Raw genomic sequence first — 25,130 nt, 5'->3', positions numbered from 1 at the left:
ATTACCAGCAATCATCTACGTTAAACAAGGGAATCTGCTCCGCTCTCATCGCCGCCTGCTGCGTACTCAGAACGGCTCCCAAACCAACACCCAGCCCCAACAAACGTACTGGCAAATTACGGCGCAAGAAGCCGGTTTCCATCAGTTGCCGGAACAGTTGATCGTTAAGTTCATGGCTGCGGCACTCGACGGTGGTTTGCCGGAAATCGCTGAAACGAATTTTGATGTTTAATTTTTGTATCGATTCTTCGGGCTGCACTCGCTGCACCCGGGCAACCAGTGACGCATAGAGCAAAGGCAGCTCTGCCAGACAAGCCGCCAGATCGGGCAAATCATTTGTATAGGTTTCCTCGACGCTGATGGATTTACGTTCTGAATGAGCGATCACCTCACGCCGGTCAATCCCGCGACATAGCATGTAGAGGCTATTGCCCAGCTTACCGAACTGTTGCACCAGATCCTGCACAGACCAGGCACGCAGATCACGGCATTCTTGTATGCCAAGCGCATGCAATTTTGCCGCGGTGACTTTGCCAACACCAAACAGGCGGGCGACCGGCAAGGCTGCGACAAAGTCATCAACCTGGTCCGGCAAAATCACGAACAAGCCATCTGGCTTATTCCAGTCACTGGCGATTTTGGCGAGGAACTTATTACTGGCGACACCCGCTGATGCCGTGATACCGACTGTCGCGGCAATGCGTGCGCGTATCTCTTGTGCAATCAGTGTGGCGCTGCCTTTGTGCTGGGTACAGTCGCTGACGTCGAGGTAGGCTTCATCAAGCGACAAAGGCTCAACCAGATCGGTGTAATCACGATAAATCGATAAGATGGCTTTGGAGGCGACGCGGTATTTTTCCATGGTCGGCGGCATGACCACCAGATCAGGACAGCGGCGCAGCGCCAATGATGTCGGCATGGCAGAACGCACACCATAGCGTCGCGCCTCGTAATTGCAGGTAGCAACGACACCACGCTGATCAGCACGACCACCGACTGCCAGGGGTTTATCACGCAAACGCGGATCATCCCGCATTTCGATAGCAGCGTAAAAGCAATCACAATCGCAGTGGATAATTTTTCGGGAAACAGGGGGCACGGTAATGACACGCTAGGCTGTGCGAGACAATCGGTATTTTACTCTATCAACTGTATATATGATCAGTAAATACATCCACTGTATTGCGTAGCAAGCTCGCTTAACATCGCACCTCCTGACTGACCTCCCCCACAAAAAAAACGGTCAGGTCTGAGAGACCGACGCGAGGTGGCTTTGCTTCGGTTTAAATTGTTGCGGACTGATACGGAACTTAGTGCGTCTGTCACCCATGAAGGCACGTAAGTCCTTGATGCTGTAATCCGAAATCTCATGCATGCGTATCAGCAAGGATGCACCAACGGACAAACGACGATGGCGGATTTTGCTGATTACAGGCGGAGCTACTTCTAGCGCACGCGACAAGGCGGCGTCATTTTTAAAATGTAATTGGTGGATCAGCGTATCCAATAAATTATCTGGATCGTAGTGAAAATCTCTGGTTTGAAGCTCTGATATATTGCTCATGATTTCCTCGGCTCTATTGAGCTTTAATGGGTTTGATTAGCTTGCGAATGCAAGTACGTCGTTAAACAACAGGGTCAAGACGGATTAATTTCTGATGCTTGAGAAATACTTGACCATAAGCCAGTTTATAAACTGCAATCCGGCATCGTTCTGTGCGGTTCACCACAGAGTGTGGCGGCTCATGACAAATGCAGATAATTGCGTCATCATGTAAAACCGGACAGGAGTATCACTCCGGTGTGTTTTTCCACTCGTCTATGCTGGCAGCCGGACAGAAACGCTGCGAGCGCATCGTGTAAAGAGAATTCCTATGAAACAATTAATTGCTATCTGCCTTAGCCTGTTTTTTACAGCAGCACTCGCCAATCCCGCCCAGCCTTATGATGAAGCCGCCGATGCTCAGGCAGAATTGACTAAAGCCTTGTCGGCAGCGCAGGCTGCGAATAAAAAGGTGCTGGTGATCTTTGGGGCTAACTGGTGTAAAGATTGTCTGGAACTCGACAAGTCCATCAAAGGACAAAGTGCTGCATTGATTGCGAGCAAATTTATTGTGGTCAAAGTGGACGTCGGTCAATTTGACCGCAATCTCGGCATCGCGACCCGCTACGAGAATCCCATCAAAAAAGGCATCCCTGCCGCCGTCGTATTAAAGCCGGATAACACTCTGCTGTATGCGACTAAAGCGGGTGAATTGTCGAACGCACGCAAGATGAGCGATCAGGGTATTTATGATTTCTTCAGCCAGGTTGCAAGTCAGCATCCATAAGTCTCTCTGATCATGCCATCCAGACCGCCAGATGCTGGCACCACCGGCTCCAGCGATGCTGCTAGTCCGCTGGTGCAGACTGGCGAGCGTGCTGCGGGCAGTAGTTTGCGCGCTTTGCTGGAGGCCATCGGAGATAGTTTATGGGACTGGAATCTGATCACCAACGAGACTTTTTTTTCTCGTAGTTATAAAAAAATTCTGGGATATGCCGAACATGAGCTGGGTCATCATATCGACGACTGGCTGTCTCATGTGCACCCGGATGATGTTGGTCATGCGATGGAGGCCACCAGACAACATCTGGAAGGTCAAACACCCGACTATGAGGACGAGCACCGTATGCGGTGCCGTGACGGTAGCTGGAAATGGGTACGCTCACGCGGTGCCGTTGTTGAACGTAATGCCAGTGGGCAGCCGGTCAGGATGATGGGTCTGATTACCGACATCACGCAAAACCGTCAACTGACGGATCAGCTCAAAGAGAGCCACACGCTGCTCTCGAATTTTTCCCGCTACCTGCCGGGCGTGTTTTATCAGTTTCAACGCTTCCCGGACGGACGCTTTTGCTTCCCTTATGCAAGTCAGGCCGTCGTCGATGTCTTCGGCATCCAGCCCGAACAATTACGTGAAGATGCGAGTGCGCTGTTCAGCAAAATTCATCCTGACGATTTACCGGCAATGGTGAACGGCGTCAGAGTATCGGCAATGGAACTATCGCAATGGCATCACGAATACCGGGTCTTGCAACATGACGCTACCGTGCGCTGGTATGTGGGTAATGCCATACCGGAACGCATGATTGACGGCAGCATTTTGTGGCATGGTTTTTTAAGCGACATCACTGAACGCAAACAGGCGGAAGAGCGCGCGTATAAAGCCGAACAGCAAATCCGCCTGATTTTAAAAGCCTCGAATCAGGGGCTGTATGACGTCAATATTCTGACTGGCGAAGGTCAATACAGTCCCGAGTACGCGAAGATGCTGGGCTACGATGCGGACGAGTTCGCCGGTCAGCCGGAGTTCTGGAATAATTTTTGGAAGTCAGGCATTCACCCGGATGACGTACCGCGCCTGAAGACCGCGTTACGCAACCACATCAAGGCCAAGGACGGTAGCGACTATCAGGCGGAATTCCGGCAAAAAACCAAATCCGGCGAATGGATCTGGATCATGTCACGCGGCCGGATTGTCGAACGTGATAGTCAGGGTAGAGCTGTGCGCATGCAAGGCACTCACATCGATATCACCGAGCGAAAAGTGAGTGAGGAGATGTTGCGCGTCAATCAGGAATTGCTGCAGGCAAGCAAAGACCGCTACAAACTCCTGGCACGGGAACTCGATATCCTGATTAATAATGCGCCGGTCGGGATTATGTTTGTCAGTGACGGCGTGATCATCCGCGCCAATAAAGTACTGGCTGATTTATGCAGATTCGACGACGCGCAGGCGATGATCGGCAAAAAAACGACGTTCCTGTATGCCGATGAAACTGACTATGAGGCTTTTGGGGCGCAAGTTATTCCGCAGCTGCAAAGGGATGAACCGGTTGAGATCGAATGGAGAGTGAAGCGGATTGACGGCGAACCGTTTTTGGCACGGATCGCCGGTCGTGCCCTGCCACCGGAAAACTACGTACGCGGTACCGTGTGGATGCTGGAGGATATTACCGACCAGAGACGCACCATGGATGCCTTGAAACAGAGCGAGCAGCGCTTGCAACGCCTGATCAATTCCAGTCTGATTGGCATAGCACAAGGTGGTGAGAACGGTCAGCTAAATGATGTCAACGATGTCTTTGCCCAACTCTGCGGCCACGCACGTGAGCATTTACTGAGTCGGCAACGAGTCTGGGAATTACTCTTGTCAGAGGCAGACATCCTGGTGTGCCGGCAAGCCTACGCCGAGTTATTGAGTGCGGGGACAACTGCCCCGTTTGAGGTCACCCTGAAACATCCTGGCGGTCACGACATACCGATCCTGGTCGGCCTTAGTCATCTGGAAAATTCTCGCAGCGAGTGGGTCGTTTTTGCCATGGACATCAGCGAACGTCATCGCATCAATCAATTGAAATCGGAATTTATTTCGGTAGTCAGCCATGAATTACGTACCCCGCTGACCTCGATACGCGGCTCCTTAGGCATCCTCGATTCCGGCATCGCCGGCGTACTGCCCGAAAAAGTCGGGCAACTCATCAAAATCGCCCATAACAATAGTCTGCGCCTGATCGATCTGGTCAACGATATCCTCGATATGGACAAGCTGGTTTCCGGAAAAATGCGTTTTAAATCCGAACCAGTCGATCTGGTAAGCCTGGTGGCAAACGCTATCGAGGCCAATCAAGCCTATGCGCAGACCTTAAAAGTCAGTCTGCGATTTGTTGCCAGCACTGAGATTGCCTGGGTGCTCGCAGACTCCGACCGGCTGATGCAAGTGATGGCCAATTTGCTGTCTAATGCTGCAAAGTTCTCGCCGGAGGGCGAGGTAGTCGATATTGAGATCACCGGCATCTCCCGCGATGAACATCGAAGCTATCGCATCACCGTCAGCGATAAAGGCCCGGGTATTCCGCCCGAATTCCAGAGCCATCTTTATGAGCCATTTACTCAGGCAGACGGCACCGACACCCGCCGCCGGGGCGGTACCGGCCTGGGCTTGCCGATTACCAAAACTCTGGTGGAAAAGATGAATGGTCAATTGGGTTTTACGACCGGGTCTGGGAGTGGTACTCAGTTTTGGTGCGAGTTTGTTGTATTCACTCAATAAGCTGTCCGCTTAATTTAATCTCCCCAGATCACAACACATACCACTCCATCCGACATCAAGCCTCAAGCATTACCTCTTAATTGACTGTAATCCAAACGACTTCCTCATCAGTCCGAACACTATCTTTTTAGTTAATAAAGAATGTCACATCGGCCGCGCCTGCCACAGCCATAACGAATAAAATAAATATCAATATAGCAAAACATAATAGTATCAATTCGATAAGTTGAACTAAGGCATTAGATAAGTTTGATCACTAATTAAATAAGTGTCGACCCACTTTACAATGGATTAAAGAAACTTATATAACTACATGATAAATAAAGATATTTTTATCTGGCACACGATTTGCTTATGTTCATTGTCGTTGATGAATGTCTATATAAAAAGACATCATAATCAGCAATAAATTATTGTAGGTAACGAAGTAACTTTGTCAACTCAGGAGCAAAAAATGAATGTTAAAAAATTAATTACAGCGGTAGCGACATTAGCTGCCATGCTGCCAGCGGTATCTCATGCTTCACCAGTTGTATACGATTTGGCATTGCCAAATATCAGCACATTTGACAATACAATCACAGGAACAGGTTCAACAGTTCAGGTTGTACAAGTTGTTAACGGTTCTGCTGCTTATCATTATCTCGACAGCAACAACGTTGTACAAACATTGACAGTTACCCGCGCCAACGGCAGCGCTGCAGTCGCATCTGGCGGCTATACCAGCGGCAGCCACTCTCTGAGCGGTTCTGTGTACAACATCAACCCAAGCAACAATGGTACTGATGCTATTCCAGGCCAAAGCAGCGGTTTGCACTTTTCTTTCTCCAGTGCTGTAAATGCATTTGGTTTCGAAATTGGTGACTGGGCAACATGCTGCACAAGCAGCGGCCCACGCCCTACTCCTGGTGTACCTAAGTTTGGCTCAGGTTTATGGATTGCGTTTAATGGTGGCGCGGCAACATTGCCAGCAAACGCATTGTCTGCAAACGACAATCCTGGCTATGCGTTAGACCGTAGTTTCACTAACTTCATCGGTGCAATTGACTCATCCGGTACTTTCACTTCAATCGATTTCTGGGGTGATGGTTTTGGCGAATTCCTGGTAGCTGGTGGTTCATTCCGTTTTGCATCCGTACCACTGGGCTCAGTTGGCGTTCCAGAACCAGGCAGCCTGGCACTGTTAGGCTTGGGCATCGCTGGTTTGGCATCTCTGCGCAAACGTAAAAACGCTGCATAAGCAATACAAAATCAGTCTCGACGGAAAGAGCCCGGCATCGCAAGATGTCGGGCTCTTTCTTTTTGCGCTCAGTTTTCCGGACTCTTAGCACCTGAGACGAAATTCTGAAGGCGTGAGCGAAGTCCAGCGCTGAAAGGCGCGGCGAAAACTGCGTGCATCCGAGTATCCGAGCTTCTCTGCAATGTCCTCCATGCTTAATGTCGTGATCAATAAGCGCTTTGCCCGTTCCATCCTGACCATCTCGGTCACATGCTGATAAGAAGTACCTTCGCGGACTAATAAGCGGTGCAAGGATCGCGGACTTAATCCCAGCGCAAATGCTATATCCTGCGCATTAAAAAATTCACACTGCATGGCAACCAGTTTGCGTATCAGACTTTGTTTACCCAGGACGCCAATGCCAGCCAACTCTCTGTCGCAAGCATCGCGAATGCGTTGTGCATGATCGCTACGCTCTGATAATGGAATATCGAGCATCGCGCTTGAAAACACCATACGACTGCTGTCCGCACCGAGGATCACCGGACAAGCAAAAAAAACTTCCAGCATGGATCGGCTCGCATTTAAATTACCGCGTAATTCAACACGGCTGAGAAGGAATTTTTTGCAAGATAACTTACGTGCGGCGTTCAGCGCAGTCGCCAGATGGTCAACATCCAGAAAATCTTGTAATTCCTGATCATCAAACAGAGCATGTGATACCAGTGCAGCCTGCCGCACTTCACGCACCTTACTCATATCAATCGCCTCGGTCTCCAGGGTAAGTTGCAACATGGATCCGGCAATCAGCTGATATTCCAGGCCAAATGCCAGTGCACGCCCCAGACTAGGCTGAGCCAGCATGCCCTCCCCCATGTCGCCAAGATGCGCGATGGACTTACGGCTGCCGGACAATAGCGCGATATCCGCACCACCAAGTCGTCTGGCCTGCAGCAATCCCTCCCGTGCCTGGGTATAACTGACTCTTGCGGCAACGGGTAATTGAGTGTTGTTGCTCGGAAAAAAGCGGGAAACATCTCATGCAAACGCCACTGCTGTTCGCGACCGATCGCAAACAAGCCAGAAAACGGATGCATAGGAACAAACACATCCTGTACCGACAATAGTGATGGCTCGCGCCTTACCACCCTGTCTTGTGGAATAAGCACATCACTCGATTGGGCTTGAAGTTGATGTTGATGCCGATGTATTAACAGACCCAGGTTCCCAAGATTAAAATCAATACCACAGTCGTTGGCAGCAAATGTCCTTACCACCACCATCGTTTAGAAATAAGATAGGTTCTAACGTACACGGCTTTCGCTGAAGCATCAATATGCGACGCAACAAGTCCGCTGACGAAGCATGCGCACAAGACGCCACCATTTACACATCAATTGATCCAGAGGACGAGACACTATGAGTGAAGCAATAGCAGATTACATCGTCGTTGGCGGTGGCGCGGGCGGTTGTGCCGTTGCGGGCCGGCTGACAGAGAATCCCGATACCACTGTCACCGTATTAGAAGCTGGCAACGACGGTGATAGCTGGGTGGTAAAAACTCCCTTCGCAGTGGTCGCGATGCTACCCACCAAGCTGAATAACTGGGCATTTGAAACACTGCCTCAGCCGGGCTTAAACAATCGCCGTGGCTACCAGCCTCGCGGTAAAACATTAGGCGGCTCCTCTGCCATTAACGCTATGGTGTATATACGAGGCCATCGCTGGGACTACGATCACTGGGCATCGCTGGGAAATACCGGCTGGTCATTTGATGAGGTACTGCCCTACTTCAAACGCTCAGAAAACAATGCCAGTCTGGGCGGCGCCCTGCATGGCCAGTCAGGTCCTTTACGCGTCAGCGATCTGCGCTCTGACAACCCGTTTCAGCAACTCTATCTGGAGGCAGCGAAGCAAGCGGGCTTTAAGATTAACCATGATTTCAACGGCGAAGATCAGGAAGGTATCGGCATTTATCAGGTAACGCAACACGAAGGTGAACGCTGGAGCGCCGCTCGCGGCTATCTGCATCCGCATATGGGCAAACGCACTAACCTCAATGTGGAAACCGACTGCCACGTAACGCGGATTCTGTTTGAAGGAAAGCGTGCCGTAGGGGTTGAATTTATCCAGCATGGAGAGCGACGCAGCCTGCGTGCCCGGCGCGAGATTCTGCTTGCAGCAGGTGCGTTGCAAACCCCGCAAATTCTGATGCTGTCCGGCGTCGGTGATGGTAAAGCCTTGCAGGCAATGGGAATTCCTGTGATCCATGACTTGCCGGGTGTGGGACAGAATCTGCAAGACCATCCTGACTTCGTCTTCAAGTATCGCTCACGCAGCACAGACCTGGTCGGCATCTCACTAGGTGGTTCAGCACATTTAGCCAAAGAAGCCTGGCGATACAAGACCCAGCGCCGCGGCATGATCACTTCCAATGCAGCCGAAGGCGGCGGCTTTTTGAAAACAGACCCAGACCTGCCCGCGCCGGATATACAGCTGCATTTTGTCATGGCAATGATTGATGACCATGCTCGCAAGCTACATCTGGGACACGGCTACTCCTGTCATGTTTGTCTGTTACGTCCCAAGAGCATTGGTGAACTAAGCCTGGCAAATACAGATCCTTTGGCAGCCCCATTAATTAACCCGCGCTTTTTGGAACATCCAGACGACATTGAGACCTTACTGAAAGGCTTTAAACTCACCCGTCAACTCATGGATTCCCCTGCACTAGCATCGATGCGCACCAGCGATTTTCAAACCGCCAAGGTCAAAACCGATGATGATATCCGCGCCGCCTTGCGGCAATACAGCGACACGGTTTATCACCCGGTAGGCACCTGCAAAATGGGAATTGATGCGATGGCCGTCGTCGACCCCGAGTTGCGGGTGCATGGCTTGATGGGATTGCGTGTCGTGGACGCCTCCATTATGCCGACCCTGATTGGCGGGAATACCAATGCACCGACAATGATGATAGGAGAAAAAGCAGCCGATCTGCTACGCCAGCAACCAGCTTAACAGGCGACGTACTGGATAAGCTTTCTACTGCCTGGACTGGCCAGATTTTTCTGAAAAAATTCTGGCCAGTTCTCCGCTCGACCTGCCGCGCAAAATTGCCGCATTCAGTTTAGCTATCACGCCGTGGTCGGCGTCTGCTCGTATCGCAAAGTGGATATCGACCGACGTAATCGGTTTCGGTAATACACAAAAAGCCTTACCCGCTGCCTGATCCGCTCCCAGCGTTGTATATGCAACGGCGTTCACTTCCGCGACCAGGCGTTGTGCTGCAACCGACCTGCTGAAAAAAACGATCGCGTCCATACGGCGGGTATAGAGTTTTCTTAAACGCGCGGCGTTCGAATTGGTATCGTATTCCACCTTGAATATTTGATTGGCTGCCTGATCAAACTCATTGCCATAACTCGCTCCACGGGCAACGCCGATGACTTTGCCACGCAGATCGGCAAGAGTCGAATACGGAAAGACGCTGTCGCAACGGCTGATCAATACGACCTGTTCAGCAAACAATGGCTCAGAAAACCGCAGCAGTTTTTGTCGTTCGGGTGTTTTTGAAATACCAAAAATCACCCCATCGCCGCGGTAAGCATTCTCCAAAGCACGCAACCAGGGAAAACGGCGCAGGTCAAACTGCAAACCGCTGGTCTTTTCCAGATAAGAAAACAAACGCAGATTATCTTGCGACAGCGGAATTATTTGATTTTTTTCGTCCAGCTCCTCGCTCATCAGCACGGGAACGATCTTGTTGTCCATTGCGACAGCATGCCCGCATACGGCGAACACACTGACACAAACATAAGTAAGGAGAAAAAAACGCATAAAGATAAATATCAACATCAGAGCTGCAAAGGCTACATTGTGGCTGTTAGTTGCCCGCACGGTCAATTCAACTCGTGCGGAAAAGCACGAATGATTGATCGCTTTCCTGATCGCTTTCCTGATCGCTTTCCTGATCGCTCTCTGACTATTCTGTTAATCATTCTTTTGATTGGACTGATTGACAGTTTCTGCTTACCTTTATCCTGCATCTAAAAAAATACGAAAAATTTGTGGCAAATAAGCTAATTACCCGCGCTATAAGCTGTTACTTAGCGATCTTCGGTGCAGGCAAAGCGGGTCTCGCCTGTTCATAGGCATACGCCAGTTTCAACAATTTAGCGTCACTCCAGGCCTCGGCAAAGAATGAGAGTCCCACCGGCAATTGTTTACTCAGACCCATCGGTACCGTGACATGAGGATAACCGGCAATCGCTGCAGGTGAACTGGCGCTGCCCTCGATCACGTCTCCGGCCTTGTAGTCAATGGCCCAGGCCGTACCGGTAGTTGGCGCAATTAAAGCATCAAGTTGATATTTTTTGAGTGTGGCATCAATTCCCTCAGTACCCGCACGTTGTTTCAGGCGGGCACTTGCCTCGCGGTATTCCGGTGTGTTCAGGTCGCCTGTTGCCTGTGCCTGCTCCATCAGCTCCTGGCCGAAATAAGGCATCAGCTTATCCGCATACTGCTTGTTGTAAGCGATTACCTGTTCCATCGAGCGCGTTTGTACACTGGCCGGTGCGTGTTCCAGATAGGTATTCAGGTCGGCCTTAAATTCATATAAAAGCACTGTCAATTCATCTTTTTCCAACTCATCGAGATACGCTAATTCCACTTGATCAACGATGACCGCACCGCGCGATTTCAGCGTCTTTAATGCCCGTTCAAACACCGCCTTAGTCTCTGCATCATAGCTATCGACTAATTTACGCACCACACCCAGCCGCTTGCCTTGTAAGCCGGTCTTACTTAAGCCCATCGTGTAGTCGTAAGTACGCAAACGGTCAGCGTCCCTGGTCGCCACGTCTGCCGGATCGCTACCCGCCATGACATTCAATAACAATGCGGCGTCGCGTACCGTCAAGGTCATTGGTCCCGCGGTGTCCTGACTATGGCTGAGAGGCACAATCCCCGAACGGCTCACCAGCCCCAGCGTCGGCTTCACGCCGACCAGTCCATTGACAGCAGCAGGACAAACAATGGAGCCGTCGGTTTCGGTGCCAATCGCCGCAGGGATCAAACGTGCCGCAACGGCAGCACCCGAGCCAGAGCTGGAGCCGCAAGGACTACGATCGGTCGCATACGGATTGCGCACCTGCCCGCCAACACTGCTCCAGCCACTGGTCGCCGTCGTCGAGCGAAAATTCGCCCATTCACTGAGATTCGTTTTACCCGCAATCACAACACCGGCTGCGCGCAAACGTGCGACCAGCGGCGCATCTGCTGTCGCGACATTCTCTGCCAGTGCCAGGGAACCAGCCGTGGTCGGCATACCTGCCGCATCGATATTGTCTTTGATCAGAACCGGTATACCGTGCAAAGGCGAGCGATGAGACTTCTTCTGATCTGCCGTTTGCGCCTGCGATCTGGCCTCAGGGTTCATGGCAATGACCGCATACAATGCCGGATTCTGGCGCTGAATACGCTGCGTGTAGCGATCCAATAAACCAACCGCCGTTTGCTTACCTTGCTGCATTTGCTGAGACAGGCTCACCAGATCATCCTGCTCAGGCAGCGCCGCGCACACCGATTGCATCAAACAAAAACCCATAGCACCGGCTGCCGCGTGCCAGCTGTATCTGCGATTCACCACACCAGTTTCTCCTCACATGATGGCGGAAATAATATCCCGCCATTTGGATTGCATTGATAAGACAAACTATCTACTCCAAAACCGGATCCGCAAGCCAGATGGGCCTGCTGGCGTGAAATGCCTCGGCAAGCCGCATACAGCTTAGGGATTTAACATGGGGACGTCTAAAAAATCCTTTAATCCATATCTCATGGAAGCACTTACTCCTGCCACTCCTGCTACTCCTGCTTTTCCTCTGTGTCTCCGTGCCTCTGTGGTGAGAGGTCTTGGTTTTTGCAACGCGGGGCAAACTCAGTCACGATTACGAAATGCCAGCCATCCGGCAATCACCGTAAAACTCGCGACGATCGCCACCACGATCCAGAATCCGTCCTCGTGCTGCGCCAGCGGGATACCGCCGACATTCATCCCCAGCAAACCCGCGATAATATTAATCGGCAAGGCTAACACGGTCACGATCGTCAGGACGAACAGGGAACGGTTATTCTGTTCATTGACGCTGGCGGCAATTTCTTCCTGCAGTAATTTAATGCGCTCTTGCAGTGATGCCATATCGCTGAGTACCACAGCGAATTCTTCGGTCGATTGCCGTAATTCCTGGACATCGCTTTCGGCAACCCATGCCGGTGGTTTTTGCAGCAGACGAAATAAAGCCGCAGGTTCTGGCGCTAACAAGCGTTGCAAGCGAACCAGCACCCTGCGCAATTCGCCCAAGTTGGCACGCTTATGGTTGAGCCGGTCGGCCAGCAAATTGTCTTCGATATCATCGACTTTTTTGATCGCATTGCGCACGATGCCGGTCAATACATCGGCCTGATCACGCAGCAGATGTGTCAGTAATTCGGTCGGCGAGTGAAAGCGTTCTCCATGATTCACCGCATTGCGCAGCCGGTCCACAGACTGCAAGGGCTTGCGGCGGGCGCTGATCAATACGTTATTCGTCAGACTCAGCCACAAGGTAGCAATGTCCGATGCTTCAAAGGCAAAGTCGTGCAGTACATCATTGACCACCGCGACCAGGCTGGCATCTGTACGCTCGATCCGGGTCGAGCGCGAACCCTCATGCAAGGTCTCATAAAATTCTTCGGGCAATTGTGTATGCTCATGCAGCCATTTTTCAGCAGCCGCATTACTGAGATTGAAATGCAGCCAGACAAATGCATTCGCCTGCTCCGCCGGTGATTTTTTTAACCACGCCAACGCTTCCGGCGTATGAATCCCCTGCCCCGCCTGCCCTTGCACAAACACATAACCACAGATCAGTCCGGATAGATCGGACCCGTAAGACAAATGATCAATTTGCATCTTGCTTCCCTGGCGGACAAATGCGCTTATTGTAACCGTGCCCGTGGTCATTTTTTGCGAAACAGAGAGCTTCCAGAATAATCTTTACATGCATTTTTTCGTATGGCGCAAGGTCGATGATCAATTCGGGGACACGATGCATTATTATTGCAAGCGAAGAACTTTTTTCGAGCACACCACTGGAGACCGTATGTCCCGCTGCATGACGTCGATACTACTATCAAGCCTGATTTGTATCTGCTGTTCCAGTGTCTCGCGTTTCGGTAGTCATTGTCTCATTGCTCTGTTGCTGAGTAGCGCGTTGATTGACAATACCGTGCAGGCACAAGAGCCGACACTGATACTGACTACCGAAGACTATCCCTCGTTTAACATCATCAATCCAGATACACAGGAAATCAACGGCATCTCTACCGAAAAACTCATCGAATTAATGCGCCGTGCCGGTGAGCGCATCACCATCAATGCCTATCCCTGGGCCAGGTCTTACCAGATGGGACAAAAGGATCCGAATACCTGCGTCTTCTCTACCACCAGAACACCACAGCGCGAAAACCTGTTCAAATGGGTAGGCCCGCTGGTGAAAAATAACTGGGTCATTTTTGCACGGGCCGATGACAAGCGCCATCCAAAAAAGCTCGATGACTTACGCAACTATGTCATCGGTGCCTATCGTAAAGGTGCGGTCAGCGAATATCTGACCTACAACGGATTTAATATCGATATTGCGAACTACGATGCAGAAAATCCTCGCAAACTCCTGTACGGGCGTTTCGATTTTTGGGCGACCGGAGGCAGGCTTGGCCTGACCTTGATCAAAAATCAGGGACTGACGGGGAAAATTGTCCCGCTGTTTCAGTTCAATCAGGTGGAGCTTTATCTGGCCTGTAATCCTGCAATAGCGCAAAGCCGGATTGACCGCTTCAATCACATCCTGCGTGAAATGGAGAAGGACGGGACAGTTGCTGCGATAGAAAATAAGTACAAATAAACGCCGTCACACTTCTATCAAACAGCGATAACAACGCTTTTGCTCGCATAGCTTGCCGACTACTCTCCGACTATTTCCTAACTAGTACTTATTAGTGCTTATCGCAAAAATTTCCCTGACGATCGCGCATTTCCTCTCACTCATCGCAAGGATGTTACGCCAGTCATCTCTTTTGTCTAAGCTCACGGTTCCCCTCACTGAACGAAAGAATTCCATGAAACACGCGAAAATCATTCTGACAGCTGTCGCCATCTCCGCGGCAATGAATGTATCCTTTGCCGGAGCCATCAAGCCGGGTGCGCCAAAAGGATGGGCCACCAGTGAAGCCATTGGCACTTACTTCTCAACTGGCATTGATCCCTCAGAACAGAATGAAGGTCATCACGCCGTTTTTATTGAAAGTAACCCAGGGGTAAAAGATCAGGTTGGTGCACTGACTCAGACGATAGATGCAACGCCCTGGCACGGACAACTGGTTGAATTGACCGTAACGTCAAAAGCCCTCGACGACACATCCGCAGCAGAAATGTGGATGCGGGGAAGTGATGGTGCAGCAGGACTTGGCCACTTTAACAGCGTTGCCACATCTAAACTAAACAGCAAAGGCTGGAAAGAAACCAAGATAGGCATGGTGATCGACGAAAAAGTCAGTCAATTGCAAATTGGTTTCGGACTACGTGGCACAGGAAAAATCTGGATAAGAGAAATCAAATTCCAGGCGCTGCCTGCATCGACCAAACAGGAACTGGAAAAAAAACGCCGGATTGATCAGGAAATCCCACTAGGGCCTGTCACCACAACTCTGACTAATTTACAGTTTATCGAATGACACACATCACAACCGACACGTCGCCAGCGATCAGCGAAAACGCCTGGCCTGTTCTTCCCGGATTGCTGGTATTGATCGCGATATCGGCCTCCCAGTTGCTGCGATGGCGCGCTACTTGGCTGGCAGATCTGATTGCTCTGCTGACGGTGTTCTCCATCACACAAATAATATGGGTCAGTGTAGGGAAGCTGAGGTGGGCACAGTGGACTGTACGACCTGCCTGGCGCTGGTTGGTGCTCTGCACCGGTATCCTGATTGCCATCACTGCCGCTGTTGGCTTGCAACGAATTTTTTGGCCAGCAGGTCAGATGCGTCACCCTGACTGGCTGGTGCCGGCGATGGGACTCATTTTTGTTTTATTTCATCTGGCTCCGGCGGAGATGAACCTGGAAGCAGCACGTCGCGCCAGACTCGTTCTCGACGCAGAACAGGCCAGACACCGGATAGAACGTCAGTTACTCGAATCAAGGCTAGCCGCGTTGCAAGGACAGATCGAGCCTCACTTTCTGTATAACACTCTGGCAAATACGCGGGCGCTGATCAAACAAGATGCCCATGCTGCAGAAACCATGCTGAATCATCTGATCGCCTATCTGCGTGCAGCGATGCCTGACCTGCGCGCAAATACCGCCGTACTCGATCAGGAGCTGCAACGTGCTCATGCGTATTTGGATATTTTGAAGCTGCGGCTTGGTGACCGGCTGCAGTTTCAGATCGAGGCATCTGAGCAGGCCCGGGCTTGTCTGATCCCGCCGCTGGCGGTGATGACGCTGGTCGAGAATGCGATTAAACACGGTATAGAACCGCAAGTGAATGGCGGCAATGTCAGGATCACCGCCCGTTGCGAACAGGCGATACTCAGCATCGCCGTACATGACGATGGCGCCGGTTTTAAAAATGAAATGGGCAATGGCATAGGATTGCTGAATGTACAGGAGCGCTTGCAAGCCTTATTTGGCACGACGGCAGAGCTCAGTATGATGGCCGGTACAGAAGGCGGCGTCACTGCCTGCATTCGCTTGCCCGCCATGACACAGCATGAACAGGATCTGGTATGAGTCCCCATGACAAACCCACGGCGATTCTGGCCGAAGATGAGATCTTGCTGCGTCAGGAATTACGTCACGCCTTACATCAGTTATGGCCAGAACTTCAGATCGTTGCGGAGGCGAACGACGGCATTAGTGCGGCAAAATTATTAGAAGAATTACGCCCTGATATTGCCTTTCTGGACATCCGTATGCCGGGCTTATCCGGCATTGAAGTCGCCAGACTGGCGGGGAAACAATCGCATATCGTATTTTTAACCGCCTTTGACGACTACGCGGTAAAAGCCTTTGATCAGGGTGCGGTGGATTATCTGCTCAAACCAGTAGATCTGGGGCGGCTGGCAGTCACCGTAAAGCGGCTGAAATCGACGCTGGCGCGACAGCCTGCTGACTTATCCGCCCTTGAGGATCGCAAACCCGTCAGTCAGTCCGTCAATCAATTAAGCTGGATACAAGCATCCTCGGGGCATCAGCTACGCTTCATTAATATCAATGATGTGCTGTGCTTTCGCGCGGATGCAAAATACACCGGCGTCATCACTGCAAAGTTCGACGCACATATACGGACACCGATTAAAGACCTGGTAACGCAACTCGACGGTGATAAATTCTGGCAGATATCACGCAGCGCGATCGTGAATGTCGCCGCGATTGATGCGGTACAAAGAATCGACGGCGGGCTTGCGTTACGCCTGCATGGCAGCAAGGACTGGATGAGTGTATCGCAAGCTTATCAGCATCAGTTCAGGCAAATGTAAGCGCCAGATTGTGTCAGGTGCGCTTGACGGTCAGCGATTGATTCCCCGACCAGGATGCTCCGGGCGCTAACACCACCGGCTGCATAATCGCCGCCGCCTCGATGCAGAGCATGCGCTGGTCACCACCTGGCTCCAGGTCCGGCAGCGTCGCGGCCTTTTCTGCCCCCGGGTTCCAGACCACGGCATCGGCGAAGCCGTTTTGTTGTATCAAGGTAGTCTGTTTCGGCTGACACAGCAACAGACGAGGCGCATTAGCATAAATACGATCAATTTCACCATGAATCCGCAGCACAGGATCGTGATCGACACAGCCTGTAGCACCCGTGACAGAGTCACGATACTGCAAACCTTCCAGTCCATGCACCGTCACATCGGCAATCTGCTCAACCGCAAAATAAGTATGCAGCGCTGCGGTAAAGCTAAATCCGGTGTCGCCGGTATTTTGTATCGATAAACGGATATCCAGACTGGAGCCGACCACCGTCACCACCAGCTCCGCACGGAACACATAGGGCCAGATTTGCAGTCTGGCGATATTCTCGTGCAACTCAAACTCAGCCCGCGCAACACCGCTGGCGGTCTGCCCGGCCTTGACCAGACGCCACATCGCCGTGCGGGCAAATCCGTGCTTCGGCAAAGCGCCCAAATTAGCAAATTGCGGAAAAACGACTGGCACACCGCCACGCATTGCCACGCCTTCGCGTATCTCGGAAGTTTTACTAAAAAATAGCTGTTCCTCGCCACCAGCCGGGATCCAGGAACAGATGTGCGCACCATGCGCGGTGATGGCAACTTGTGCACCATCCTGGGCTTGCAAGATTATTGGATTCATCAGACTTAATGCGACTCTGTTAGCGGTAGTGAGTAGTAGTGAACGGTAGGTACAAAAAACGTTTAGCAGTATAGGGGATTGTGCAACAGCCAGTAAAAATTTCAAGCAAATTATCGCCAGACTCGCGGCACGCCTATAATCTGCTGAACAACGCAACAACTATTAGCAATAATAGGACTGACGCAAAAACCAAGATCTCTCGCCCCTGAGGTACAGAGATAAAGAGACACAAAGATATAGCGACATAAAGAAAAAACAGGCGTAAGCGGCTCCATGAAATATCGATAAAATATCGAATAAAGGTTTTTTAGAAATTCCCCAAAACGAATCCGCAAGCTGGGTGTGCCTGTTGGCATGAAAAACGTCTGAAAGCCGCATCCAGCCTGCGGATTCCATGTGACTGGTGATAATTAGAGTATCGTTTTGCGTAAATCCTGCACTATCCTGCTCTCCCTATTCTTCTGATCTTATTCCAATGACATCTACGCACAACAAGCTGTTAAGACAACGTCATGGTCATGCCAAGGTGACCAACATCGAATTGTTTTTTGATCTGGTGTTTGTCTTTGCGGTGACGCAACTATCGCATCGTTTGCTTAAAGATCTCAGCCTCATGGGCGCCATACAAACCAGCTTGTTATTCCTGGCGGTATGGTGGGTCTGGGTCTACACCTCGTGGGTCACAAACTGGCTGGACCCGGAAAAAACTCCGGTGCGGATCTTATTGTTTGCGATGATGCTGGCAGGACTGTTGTTGTCGGCGTCGTTACCGCAGGCGTTCGGTAATAAGGGACTGGCGTTTGCACTCGTTTTTGTCGCAATGCAGGTAGGCCGGTCTCTCTTCATGCTATGGGCATTGCGTCATGAGGACGGCGCGGTCATCCGCAACTTCCAGCGCATTACAGCGTGGTTAGTCTTGTCGGGCATCTTCTGGGTCTGTGGCGGCCTGGCCGATGAGGCGTATCGCTTATTGCTCTGGACCATCGCCTTAGGCATCGAATATATCTCGCCGAGTCTGGGCTTCTGGACACCCAGGCTAGGACGCTCCCTGACCTCTGACTGGAATGTTGAGGGCGCGCATCTGGCAGAACGCTGCTCCTTGTTTATCATCATTGCTCTTGGTGAATCGATCCTGGTCACCGGTGCTACCTTCGCCGAACTCGATTGGACTACCAGCAACACACTTGCCTTTTTCTTTGCCTTTATCGGCAGCGTCGCCATGTGGTGGATTTATTTCAACATCGGTGCAGAACGCGGCAGCGAACACATCGCTCAATCAGCCGATCCCGGCCGTCTGGCCCGTCTGGTTTATACGTACATTCATCTGTTAATTGTCGCGGGCATCATCGCTGGTGCGGTTGGTGACGAACTGGTATTGGCGCATCCGCATGCCTCACTTGATGATCCGGCTCACAGCATTGCCATGATTGCTGGCCCCCTGCTATTTTTACTGGGAAATTTACCATTTAAATGGATCAGCTCAGGAAAGCGACATGCGCCGCTGTCCCATTTAGCAGGACTCGGATGTATGGCCGCTTTGAGTGCGCTGGCATTCGTGTGGCCAGCGATGACAGCAACCGGACTGGCGGGCGGCATGTCGGCCATCCTATTGCTGGTCGCCATCTGGGAAACCCGTTCGCTCAGAGCGTAATCACAACACATCACCGTGCATCACCATCGGTTCAGTCCCCAGCCGTCATCACGTCGACCACCGCCGACCACCGCATATCCCAAAGATTCGCATTTTAGTCGCCGGGTTTTGCGGTCTGTCGCATCCTGATTCCATTTGACAGAATGCTAACGTATGCTAGCGGCATATTGAATAAAACGAGGAATATCATGTTAAAACACAGCAGCCTTATTTTGTTACTCGCCCTGAGCGCTTGCAACGTCGAGTTCCATGACGGCGACTCGAGCGTTAATTATGGTCCGGTCATCCAGGAAAAACGCGATGTGACCGAATTTACTGAAATCGATATGACAGGTCCGTATGATGTCGTCGTCACCGGCGAAGGTGGTCCTTCATTAGAAATCGTCGGCAACGAAAAACTCGTCAAAGAAGTTGAAACCGTCGTCACCGGTAACACCCTGCATATTCGTTCAAAAAGTAAAACGATCATCCATCTTTCAACCAATTTCAATTCTCGCCAGCTAACCGTCAAGGTCGCCGCCAGCAAACTCAATCGTATCAACGTCAATGGCTCCGGTGATCTGGAATTGAATAAATTCAAAGGCGACAAGCTCGAGTTATCCGTCAATGGCTCCGGCGATGTTCACGCTAATGGGGTAAGCAAAGAACTGCAAACCAATGTCAATGGCAGCGGCGACATGGATCTGAGCCAATGGCAAACCACCAAAGCAACAGTGCAGATTAATGGCTCCGGCAATCTGACTCTGGGTATCGTCAGCGACAGCCTCGACAGCGATATCAACGGCTCAGGCGACCTCAGCGTCAAAGAATTGAAATCGGCACAAGTTAAATCGACCATCCGCGGATCCGGCAATGTCAAACTGGTGGGCGAGATCAAACAATTAGGTGCGCAACTTGATGGCTCCGGCGACATGGAAGCGCGCGGCCTGAAAGCAGGCAGCACAACCGTACGCATGAACGGCAGCGGCGACCTGAGCCTGGCAGGTGACACCAGCGAACTCGATGTGCAGGTCAATGGTTCCGGCGATTTTGATGGCAAGAGTCTGCACGCAGGCAAAGCACAATTTAAAACACACGGCACAGGCGGCATCAGCAGCAATACCATCCGCGACAAACTCAGTATTGAGCTGCATGGTTCCGGCGATATGCAGGCAAACGATATCCAGAGTCCGCAGATTGACGTGCTGATCACAGGCACATCGAATCTTGATTTATCCGGCAAAGGTCAATTGCTGGTTGCGAAACTCAGTGGCAGCGGTGATCTGAATGCCAGCGGATTATTAGTCGAACGTGCCAAAGTCAACGCGACCGGCACTGGTGTAGCGGAAGTCAACGTCAAACAAAATCCTGCCGCAGGTAGCAAAACCGGCGATGGTGGCTCACGCATCGTTAGAGTTGATAGAAATGGTTTAGTCAATTAAACCGGGAATTTCTATTTAATTTGACAGGATTTATGAAAAAACACGAAACGAATCCGCAAGCTAGGTGCGGCTGCTGGCACGAAAACCCTTTAAAAGCCGCATCCAGCCTGCGGATTCGACTTGTGAGAGCTACCAAAAACCTTCAAATTAAACATTCATCTCAATAGGACTGACTAATAGAACTGACGCAAAAACCAAGACCTCTCGCTACAGAGACACGGAGACACAGAGGAAAGACAGGCGTAAGTGGCCCCATGAAATATCGATTAAAAGGTTTTAAGAAGGTCCCTTGTCAGCAACTTGTCGCTTTGCGTCAGTCCGATTTGACCTGGGAACAAGGACAGCGATGTTTGTGATGTTTGTGATGTTTGTGATGTTTGTGATGTTTGTGATGTTTGTGATGTTTGTGATGTTTGTGATGTTTGTGATGTTTGTGATGTTTGTGACGTTTGCCGGAACAGTTTTGGTATGGATGAGTTGTTCGCGGCAAGCCCTGAACAACGAAAAACATCACACATAAACGGCCATGCACCGTCGGCGCACAAGCAGTATTACTTCATCCGGAAGCGATGCCCCAATACCAGCCAGCTAGAGTCAATCAAGCTATTCAAGCCCAGAACCAATTGCGTCAGTACATGCGCAGGTAAAATCCAGACCTGGCCACGTGGTACATCAACCTGCGTCACCGCACTGATCACGGGTATCACCCAGGCGGCCTCCGGCGTCACATACAGCAGCACATCGCCATCCGAATTGGTATGCATAAACAGATCGCCGCCCAGCCCCAGGCGAAACGCAATGCCTTGACCAAGACTTTGCCCGTATTGCTGAGTATGACCCGGTAACTTCGCTATCGCTTCCTGTAATTCACGATTCTGTAAATCCATCCAGCCCTCTACATCTTGCGGAGTTTCTAGCGAGATCCAGGGATGGTCGGGAAAGTTAGGCGAATGATTATGAGGATCAAGCATAGGTAGTTTTCAACTATTACTAATCCTCATTTTTTGCTTTAGTTTTTGGCTTGGTTTTTGATTTAGCTTTATTTTGAAGTAGTGAGTGAGGGGAATGTCCATTCTTTGGGAATAGAAAATTCGCGACGATAGTAAAAATACCAATTACATTTAATGTCGTTCCACCAATTAAAGTTATCAATACTTTATCTGATAGTTCGAATCCAACGTATCGATTAAAACCCTGACCAATTAAAATACTCCCTACAACAATTAACCAAATTCGAACCAAAGAAAACACTTTATCTGCATAAGTTTTTCGAGCTTCAATTATTTGTTCTACTTGCCTAAGTTCACAAGCTCTTAGATTCGCCTCAAAATCTTCAAGCGATTTTGATGGAGAGGATCTATCCGCTTCTAATGACAAGACTTCTTGATCGTACAAAGACGAATCGCTAGGTATTGGACCTAGCGATTCGCTTTCAATCAATGACAAATCGTCGACATTTCTAATATCGCTCATGCGACTTCCGCTTTATTTTTTGCTACGAGACTTCTAAAATATTCTCCAATCAACTCATCATCAATTACAACATTTTGTACTGAAGACTTCTTACGAGCTTTATCCCAAGGTCCATTTGGAATATGACTTAAATTAGAAAGCTTCATCGCAGAATACTTTCCATAAACATCCCAAATACGGTTTAACAAGGCACGGGTTTCTTTATCCTCCAATTTTACTTCTGGAGTCACAAACTCTAATTTATCGAAATCAAAAGAAGATGCATTACTCGTAATTGCACCGCTACCAAAGTGTTTAAATTCTTGGTAAACCGAAGAAATTACAGGCCCGTATTGCCAAGCCTGAATCGGATCTACGATCAAAGCCTCATTATTAAGACCAAGTCTCCATCCATGAGCGAAGTAAATTAATTTTTGCAACTTCATGGGCGTCAAAGGAACACCCTTTTGCTTAGCTAAATCCAAGAAGTAATTAGCTATAGCTCTTGCGTCGTATGCCATAGGATTCTCCAAGAGTTAACACTTAGATTATGAGGGATTTTAATACCAAGTACACTGGTTATTCATTCAGTATATCTAAACTTTTCGAATTTACCAACCTCATTCCTTCGGCCGGTTCAACAAAGCCTTCAAATTCGCCAGGCGGTTTTGCGGCGTGATCGCTTCTTCTTCGGTGGGTACTGCTGTGCCTTCGTCCAATTTCATCTCTTTGATAAAGCGCGAGACATCGCAATGTACCGGTGCGCCGGCGCGTTTGCGCTTTTTGCACCAGGTGATGTGCAGGCTGCGCTGGGCGCGGGTGATACCGACGTACATCAGGCGGCGCTCTTCCTCGATGCGGGCGGCGATGGTTTCGACCGGGGCATCGGGGTCGCCTTTGTGCGGCAAGATGCCTTCCTCGACACCGACCAGAAACACGTGAGGAAATTCCAGTCCTTTGGACGCGTGCAAGGTAGACATGCGCACGGCGTCCGGCTCTTCATCCTTGCCTTCCATCATGGTCATCAACGCGACCATCTGCATCAGGTCGAGCAGGCTACGGTGATCGTCAGTGCCTTCTTTGCCGCCACTGCCTTTTTCTTTTAACCAGTTCGTAAAATCCAGCACGTTTTGCCATTTGGCCTGTGCTGCACGGTCATCAAAACTATCGTACAAATACCCTTCGTAATTGATTTCTTTCATCAGATCGTCCAGCAGCGAACTCGCATGTCCTTCGCGGTGCGCGTGGGCCTCGACCTGATTAATGAAGTTGCAGAAACCGCGTAAAGGTGTGAGCTGGCGATCGGTGAGTTTAGCCTCGATGCCGCCTTTAAAAACCGCCTCAAACAGCGAGCATTGCCATTGTCCGGCGAAGGCTCCCAGCACTTCGAGCGTGGCCTGACCAACGCCGCGCTTCGGCGTGGTAATCGCACGGATGAACGCCGGATCATCGTCCTCGTTGGCAATCAGGCGCAGATACGAAATGATGTCCTTGATCTCGGCTTTATCGAAAAAACTCTGTCCGCCGGAAATCGTGTACGGAATGCGCTCTTTACGCAATGCCTTCTCGATTACCCGCGCCTGATGATTGCCGCGGTAGAGGATCGCATAATCCGACCATTTGGCACGACGCTCAAAACGATGCGCCGAAATCATGATCGCGACCTGATCCGCCTCTTGTTCATCATCCTGCATCCCCAGCACTTTGACCGGATCACCGAGCCCGTGTTCGGACCATAAGGATTTTTCGAATAACTTGGGATTGTTGCCGATCACCGCGTTTGCGGCTTGCAGAATACGGGTGCTGGAACGATAATTTTGTTCGAGCTTGATCAATTTCAGATCAGGGAAATCAATGCCCAGAGTTTTTAAATTCTCGATGGTCGCACCGCGCCAGGCGTAGATCGCCTGATCATCGTCGCCCACCGCAGTGAACATCGGTTTCTTGCCGATACCGGTGACTAGCAGCTTCACCAGTTCGTACTGACAGGTATTAGTATCCTGATACTCATCTACCAGCAGATAACGAAGGCGACGTTGCCATTTGTCGCGCACAGCTTCGTTGCTACGAAACAGTTCAACCGGCAAGCGGATCAGGTCATCAAAATCGACTGCCTGATAAGCTGAAAGCGTCGCCACATAGCTGCGGTAAATCCGTGCCGAGATCGCCTCTTCCTCGTCCTTGGCTTGCTGCAAAGCCAGCTCGGGATCGATCAGGCCATTCTTCCACAGCGACATATCGGTCTGGATGCGCCGTATCAACTGCTTGTCCGTCGTGATCGCCAGATCCTGCACCAGTGAAAAGCAATCGTCGCTGTCCATGATGGAAAAACGATCCTTCAAGCCCAGCGCCTGCGCTTCTTGGCGCAAAATTTTGACGCCGAGCGAGTGAAAGGTCGAGACCGTCAGTTGTTTGGCTTTTTTCGGCTCTTGCAATAATTTTGCAATCCGCTCCTGCATTTCCAGTGCGGCCTTGTTGGTAAAAGTCAGCGCCGCGATATGTCTGGCGTCATACCCGTGCTTCTCGATCAGATTCGCAATTTTTTGCGTAATGACCCGCGTCTTACCCGACCCTGCACCGGCCAGCACCAGACAGGGGCCATCCATATAATTCACTGCATCGCGTTGGGGTTGGTTCAGACCGTGGGACATATTGGCGCTTCTGGGGATAAACAGCAGGGGTGACGTAGTAGCAGGCGCTATTGTAGCCGCAATCCGCCCGGTCACCGCGATTGTCACCGTTCTGTACTGATACGCAAAAAGACCCCTGCCAGCGCGCACTGTTCATGCGGGTTTCCAGAGCATTGCCCTGAGAACCGCACCAGCACTGGCGCGTAGGAGACAGGATTGTCAGTTTTCACTTGGCCCCTTGGTAATTGCG

At 50.7% G+C, this 25,130-nt stretch carries 22 protein-coding genes and 1 pseudogene; 11 read left to right on the top strand and 12 right to left on the bottom strand.

Annotation, left to right across the window (positions count from 1 at the left end):
• Nucleotide 1 precedes the first annotated feature (1 nt).
• Together dinB and ACO0K4_RS04115 are read right to left on the bottom strand one after the other, a co-directional pair.
• Nucleotides 2–1,105 carry a DNA polymerase IV gene (gene dinB, locus ACO0K4_RS04120; RefSeq protein ID WP_422955434.1) on the bottom strand — a complete coding sequence of 368 codons (1,104 nt, stop codon included), beginning with the start codon at nucleotides 1,103–1,105 and terminating at the stop codon, nucleotides 2–4.
• Between the two features lie 138 nt (nucleotides 1,106–1,243).
• On the bottom strand, nucleotides 1,244–1,564 hold the full coding sequence (locus ACO0K4_RS04115) for a hypothetical protein (RefSeq protein WP_422955321.1): 321 nt from the start codon (nucleotides 1,562–1,564) through the stop codon (nucleotides 1,244–1,246).
• A 310-nt stretch (nucleotides 1,565–1,874) separates the two neighbouring features.
• Here ACO0K4_RS04115 and ACO0K4_RS04110 point away from each other — a divergent pair, with 310 nt between their 5' ends.
• The 3 genes from ACO0K4_RS04110 (at nucleotide 1,875) to ACO0K4_RS04100 (ending at nucleotide 6,333) form a co-directional block, all read left to right on the top strand.
• Nucleotides 1,875–2,330 carry a thioredoxin family protein gene (locus tag ACO0K4_RS04110; protein WP_422955320.1) on the top strand — a complete coding sequence of 152 codons (456 nt, stop codon included), beginning with the start codon at nucleotides 1,875–1,877 and terminating at the stop codon, nucleotides 2,328–2,330.
• A gap of 12 nt (nucleotides 2,331–2,342) precedes the next feature.
• The gene (locus ACO0K4_RS04105) at nucleotides 2,343–5,093 is read left to right on the top strand and encodes a PAS domain-containing protein (protein WP_422955319.1); all 2,751 of its coding nucleotides are present in this window, start codon (nucleotides 2,343–2,345) and stop codon (nucleotides 5,091–5,093) included.
• 454 nt (nucleotides 5,094–5,547) lie between these two features.
• Nucleotides 5,548–6,333 (top strand): PEP-CTERM sorting domain-containing protein, encoded by a 786-nt coding sequence (locus tag ACO0K4_RS04100; RefSeq protein ID WP_422955318.1) that lies wholly within the window; start codon nucleotides 5,548–5,550, stop codon nucleotides 6,331–6,333.
• 84 nt (nucleotides 6,334–6,417) lie between these two features.
• On the opposite strand, the gene ACO0K4_RS04095 is transcribed toward ACO0K4_RS04100, so the two are convergent.
• Nucleotides 6,418–6,687, bottom strand: coding sequence for a helix-turn-helix transcriptional regulator (locus tag ACO0K4_RS04095; RefSeq protein WP_422955433.1), 270 nt, complete (start codon nucleotides 6,685–6,687; stop codon nucleotides 6,418–6,420).
• Between the two features lie 117 nt (nucleotides 6,688–6,804).
• Nucleotides 6,805–7,290, bottom strand: a pseudogene (locus tag ACO0K4_RS04090) (AraC family transcriptional regulator ligand-binding domain-containing protein); the annotation flags it as partial.
• A 441-nt stretch (nucleotides 7,291–7,731) separates the two neighbouring features.
• Here ACO0K4_RS04090 and ACO0K4_RS04085 point away from each other — a divergent pair.
• Complete coding sequence (locus ACO0K4_RS04085; RefSeq protein WP_422955317.1) at nucleotides 7,732–9,333, top strand: GMC family oxidoreductase; 1,602 nt, start codon at nucleotides 7,732–7,734, stop codon at nucleotides 9,331–9,333.
• Between the two features lie 24 nt (nucleotides 9,334–9,357).
• Here ACO0K4_RS04085 and ACO0K4_RS04080 read toward each other — a convergent pair whose 3' ends face one another.
• The 3 genes from ACO0K4_RS04080 to ACO0K4_RS04070 form a co-directional block, all read right to left on the bottom strand.
• Entirely contained in the window at nucleotides 9,358–10,170 is an 813-nt protein-coding gene (locus tag ACO0K4_RS04080) for a substrate-binding periplasmic protein (RefSeq protein ID WP_422955316.1), read from the bottom strand.
• A 247-nt stretch (nucleotides 10,171–10,417) separates the two neighbouring features.
• Nucleotides 10,418–11,962 (bottom strand): amidase, encoded by a 1,545-nt coding sequence (locus tag ACO0K4_RS04075; protein ID WP_422955315.1) that lies wholly within the window; start codon nucleotides 11,960–11,962, stop codon nucleotides 10,418–10,420.
• Between the two features lie 291 nt (nucleotides 11,963–12,253).
• A complete protein-coding gene (locus tag ACO0K4_RS04070; RefSeq protein WP_422955314.1) occupies nucleotides 12,254–13,267 on the bottom strand; it encodes a transporter in 1,014 nt (337 codons plus the stop codon).
• Between the two features lie 190 nt (nucleotides 13,268–13,457).
• Here ACO0K4_RS04070 and ACO0K4_RS04065 point away from each other — a divergent pair, with 190 nt between their 5' ends.
• The 4 genes from ACO0K4_RS04065 to ACO0K4_RS04050 all read left to right on the top strand — a co-directional run bounded on the left by ACO0K4_RS04065 (nucleotide 13,458) and on the right by ACO0K4_RS04050 (nucleotide 16,894).
• On the top strand, nucleotides 13,458–14,258 hold the full coding sequence (locus ACO0K4_RS04065; RefSeq protein WP_422955313.1) for a substrate-binding periplasmic protein: 801 nt from the start codon (nucleotides 13,458–13,460) through the stop codon (nucleotides 14,256–14,258).
• A 214-nt stretch (nucleotides 14,259–14,472) separates the two neighbouring features.
• Entirely contained in the window at nucleotides 14,473–15,087 is a 615-nt protein-coding gene (locus ACO0K4_RS04060; RefSeq protein ID WP_422955312.1) for a hypothetical protein, read from the top strand.
• Nucleotides 15,084–16,145 carry a sensor histidine kinase gene (locus tag ACO0K4_RS04055; RefSeq protein WP_422955311.1) on the top strand — a complete coding sequence of 354 codons (1,062 nt, stop codon included), beginning with the start codon at nucleotides 15,084–15,086 and terminating at the stop codon, nucleotides 16,143–16,145. The genes ACO0K4_RS04060 and ACO0K4_RS04055 overlap by 4 nt, the downstream gene beginning before the upstream one ends.
• Nucleotides 16,142–16,894, top strand: coding sequence for a LytR/AlgR family response regulator transcription factor (locus tag ACO0K4_RS04050; RefSeq protein WP_422955310.1), 753 nt, complete (start codon nucleotides 16,142–16,144; stop codon nucleotides 16,892–16,894). Before ACO0K4_RS04055 ends, ACO0K4_RS04050 begins: the two co-directional genes overlap by 4 nt.
• A 13-nt stretch (nucleotides 16,895–16,907) precedes the next feature.
• Here the strand turns inward: ACO0K4_RS04050 and ACO0K4_RS04045 are convergent, their stop codons facing one another.
• Nucleotides 16,908–17,726: a D-hexose-6-phosphate mutarotase gene (locus ACO0K4_RS04045; RefSeq protein ID WP_422955309.1), complete on the bottom strand. Its 819-nt coding sequence runs from the start codon at nucleotides 17,724–17,726 to the stop codon at nucleotides 16,908–16,910.
• Nucleotides 17,727–18,201: 475 nt separating this feature from the next.
• On the opposite strand from ACO0K4_RS04045, the gene ACO0K4_RS04040 reads away from it, so the two are divergent.
• From ACO0K4_RS04040 to ACO0K4_RS04030, 3 genes are all read left to right on the top strand, one after another.
• Nucleotides 18,202–19,377, top strand: coding sequence for a low temperature requirement protein A (locus ACO0K4_RS04040; RefSeq protein ID WP_422955308.1), 1,176 nt, complete (start codon nucleotides 18,202–18,204; stop codon nucleotides 19,375–19,377).
• Nucleotides 19,378–19,565: 188 nt separating this feature from the next.
• Nucleotides 19,566–20,798 carry a GIN domain-containing protein gene (locus ACO0K4_RS04035; RefSeq protein ID WP_422955307.1) on the top strand — a complete coding sequence of 411 codons (1,233 nt, stop codon included), beginning with the start codon at nucleotides 19,566–19,568 and terminating at the stop codon, nucleotides 20,796–20,798.
• A gap of 346 nt (nucleotides 20,799–21,144) precedes the next feature.
• On the top strand, nucleotides 21,145–21,318 hold the full coding sequence (locus tag ACO0K4_RS04030; RefSeq protein ID WP_422955306.1) for a hypothetical protein: 174 nt from the start codon (nucleotides 21,145–21,147) through the stop codon (nucleotides 21,316–21,318).
• A gap of 31 nt (nucleotides 21,319–21,349) precedes the next feature.
• Here ACO0K4_RS04030 and ACO0K4_RS04025 read toward each other — a convergent pair whose 3' ends face one another.
• The 4 genes from ACO0K4_RS04025 to ACO0K4_RS04010 all read right to left on the bottom strand — a co-directional run bounded on the left by ACO0K4_RS04025 (nucleotide 21,350) and on the right by ACO0K4_RS04010 (nucleotide 24,901).
• Nucleotides 21,350–21,769 carry a hypothetical protein gene (locus tag ACO0K4_RS04025; RefSeq protein ID WP_422955305.1) on the bottom strand — a complete coding sequence of 140 codons (420 nt, stop codon included), beginning with the start codon at nucleotides 21,767–21,769 and terminating at the stop codon, nucleotides 21,350–21,352.
• Between the two features lie 19 nt (nucleotides 21,770–21,788).
• Nucleotides 21,789–22,271: a hypothetical protein gene (locus ACO0K4_RS04020; protein ID WP_422955304.1), complete on the bottom strand. Its 483-nt coding sequence runs from the start codon at nucleotides 22,269–22,271 to the stop codon at nucleotides 21,789–21,791.
• Complete coding sequence (locus ACO0K4_RS04015; protein WP_422955303.1) at nucleotides 22,268–22,771, bottom strand: Panacea domain-containing protein; 504 nt, start codon at nucleotides 22,769–22,771, stop codon at nucleotides 22,268–22,270. Before ACO0K4_RS04015 ends, ACO0K4_RS04020 begins: the two co-directional genes overlap by 4 nt.
• Before the next feature lie 99 nt (nucleotides 22,772–22,870).
• Nucleotides 22,871–24,901: a UvrD-helicase domain-containing protein gene (locus ACO0K4_RS04010; RefSeq protein WP_422955302.1), complete on the bottom strand. Its 2,031-nt coding sequence runs from the start codon at nucleotides 24,899–24,901 to the stop codon at nucleotides 22,871–22,873.
• Between the last annotated feature and the right edge of the window lie 229 nt (nucleotides 24,902–25,130).

Origin of the sequence: Undibacterium sp. RuTC16W (assembly GCF_049339445.1) — a bacterium.
GTDB lineage: Bacteria > Pseudomonadota > Gammaproteobacteria > Burkholderiales > Burkholderiaceae_D > Undibacterium.
The sequence above is the reverse complement of the archived record's forward strand: the minus strand, read 5'-3'. Positions and strand labels throughout refer to the sequence as shown.